Source organism: Lysinibacillus sphaericus OT4b.31, assembly GCF_000392615.1.
GTDB classification, from domain to species: Bacteria; Bacillota; Bacilli; order Bacillales_A; family Planococcaceae; genus Lysinibacillus; species Lysinibacillus sphaericus_B.
Genome location: NZ_KB933440.1, coordinates 1 through 2,145, shown reverse-complemented (window position 1 = coordinate 2,145; position 2,145 = coordinate 1). Strand labels below are relative to the sequence as shown.

At 34.9% G+C, this 2,145-nt stretch carries 3 protein-coding genes; all 3 read right to left on the bottom strand.

The window, feature by feature from the left end:
* Window positions 1–103: 103 nt before the first annotated feature.
* Window positions 104–646 carry an ECF transporter S component gene (locus H131_RS22675; RefSeq protein ID WP_010861473.1) on the bottom strand — a complete coding sequence of 181 codons (543 nt, stop codon included), beginning with the start codon at window positions 644–646 and terminating at the stop codon, window positions 104–106.
* A 320-nt stretch (window positions 647–966) separates the two neighbouring features.
* Window positions 967–1,239: a hypothetical protein gene (locus H131_RS22670; RefSeq protein ID WP_010861472.1), complete on the bottom strand. Its 273-nt coding sequence runs from the start codon at window positions 1,237–1,239 to the stop codon at window positions 967–969.
* Window positions 1,240–1,905, bottom strand: coding sequence for a hypothetical protein (locus H131_RS22665; RefSeq protein WP_010861471.1), 666 nt, complete (start codon window positions 1,903–1,905; stop codon window positions 1,240–1,242).
* Window positions 1,906–2,145 lie beyond the last annotated feature (240 nt).

Genomic DNA, 2,145 nt, shown 5'->3' with positions numbered 1-2,145 from the left:
CTTTGGATTGAAGGTTCTTTGCTAATTTTTTTAAAATATAAAAGCAGATTTTCTGAATGTGTAGAAAATCGGCCTTTACAATATTTTCGGTGTTTTCTAGAAATTATTTAAAAACATTAATTTTTTTCAGTACAATACAAACAGGAATGGCAGCACAGATGCCTACAATATTTTGAACGAGGTTACCAGGAATAGAGGCTGCTGGTATGATCCAATTCCCAAATAGCACACGTTCACAAATATAATAACCAGCTAACATAAAGGGAACTGAAATAATGGTAGCGATGAGATTGAACGTAATACTATTACCTTGTCGACCCTGAGACCAGGCAATTTTCCCAACTATATAGCCTTGCAAACCACGCGTTAAAAAAGTAAAAGGTGCCCATAATGTCCATCCAGATATTAAATCGAATAAGCCCATCCCAAAGGCGCCAGCCATTGCTCCTTTTTTAGGACCAAATAAGATGGATGTGATAAAGAGCATCGCCGTTCCAAGATGAACCAAACCACCGTTTGCAGTAATAGGTAATTTAATATTTATAAAGAGCGTTGCAACGAATACTAGTGCAATTAACATGGCCGTTTGAATCAAATCAAAAACGCGTGTATTTGTATAACTTTTCGTACTTTTTGTAATGTTCATAGTAATAGACCTTTCTTACCTTTTTTATCGGTTTTTTATTTATTGATAAAGTTAGCAAAGGAGTGGCCTATTGAAAAGTATCAATTTTGCGTAATTTTACAAGGTCAGTTTTCAACACCTGCAGTACTTTTTAGTTTAGAAAGTCTTAATCCTATATGCGACAACCGTGTTTATTGACGCTCAGAAAGTGAACAGCAACCTAGCGCGCAAGGGTTTAGTGAATTTTTACAAATATTATATTTCCCATAACGTGTAACGTTTTTAGTTAGAAGTAGAAGTGCATTTACTTTATAAAACTAAACGCTGTGCTTACTAGCTTTTTAAAATTTAAGCTGTGAACAGCAAAATACAAGGGAGCGTTTTACATAAAGCGAAATAATGAAAAGTAAGAAAGAAACAACAAGTGATAAAGGAATACTTAAAATAACTGGAAGGTCAACGCCTTGCCAAATACTCATTTTTAATTGGTCAAAGCCCACTGTTCTTAAAATACCGGCTAGTATTGATAATACTGCACTTAAAATCAACCCTCCGTAGAGGACCGATAACACTAATGTTGCGAGCAAGCAAAAAAATGACCGAATCATTTTCATCTAATTTTCACTCCTGATGATTTGCTGCACTTTAGCATTCGGAGAGATTGAATAGTCTTGTTTGTAATAAAGTGTTTGTATAATACAATTATCTTCAATTACCACGACATCCCCTTCAACAATTTCCGCATCAGTGTTAGAAAGTTCCAAGGTTCTCCCTTGTATACTTTTGCAAACTAATTTTTTCTTTAAGAAAGACAGAGATAGTCTATCTTTTTCAACATAAATTTCATCAGCGATAAGCTGATTGATTTCACTTCGGCCAGACATTTTTAACTGAAATTGTTTTGCGTGTATTTCTTTCGCTTTAACAAGGCCAGTTGCATTAAAATGTTCTGCTTGTAATTTTTGTTCGATTGTTAGCTTCCCCGAACTGTTAATCTTCTGTACTTGCCCATTTCTCATCTTTAAATTTCCAGCATTCGTCATTTCATTTATTTCACAAAAATCCTTGATGACACAAGATCCTGTATTTTTTAAAACGTGTGCTTCAACGCGAGAATGGAAAGAACTATGTCCGTGAGTAGAGATTGTTTTTAAGCGTACTTCTTGATGTAAAGCAACAGCACCGCGGATATTTAACTGCTCACAGTTTGGGGCTAATTCTTTAATACTGCCACTTGTAAGGGTTATGGTGCGTAACTTCTGAACTTGTTCGTTTGTCATGGATAATCACCTCATTATAATTTAATTAATATATATTTTAATTATTAAAACATATATTAATTAAATTATATGTAGCTTTATTTTGTCAAGAACTAAAAATTGTCTCAAATTCTGAAAATAAGCTTTTAACAATCATTTATAGACGTAGGCTCGTTGATTGGAGCGCAGGCGGCGACTTCTGCGGGAAAAGCATGAGCTGAAGGCCACGCAGGAGCATAGTGACGAGGAGACTGACGCCAT

Excerpts from the sequence above, each read along its gene's own strand:
- H131_RS22670 (WP_010861472.1), bottom strand. The coding sequence starts at position 1,239 with ATGAAAATGATTCGGTCATTTTTTTGCTTGCTCGCAACATTAGTGTTA.
- H131_RS22665 (WP_010861471.1), bottom strand. The coding sequence starts at position 1,905 with ATGACAAACGAACAAGTTCAGAAGTTACGCACCATAACCCTTACAAGT.
- H131_RS22675 (WP_010861473.1), bottom strand. The coding sequence starts at position 646 with ATGAACATTACAAAAAGTACGAAAAGTTATACAAATACACGCGTTTTT.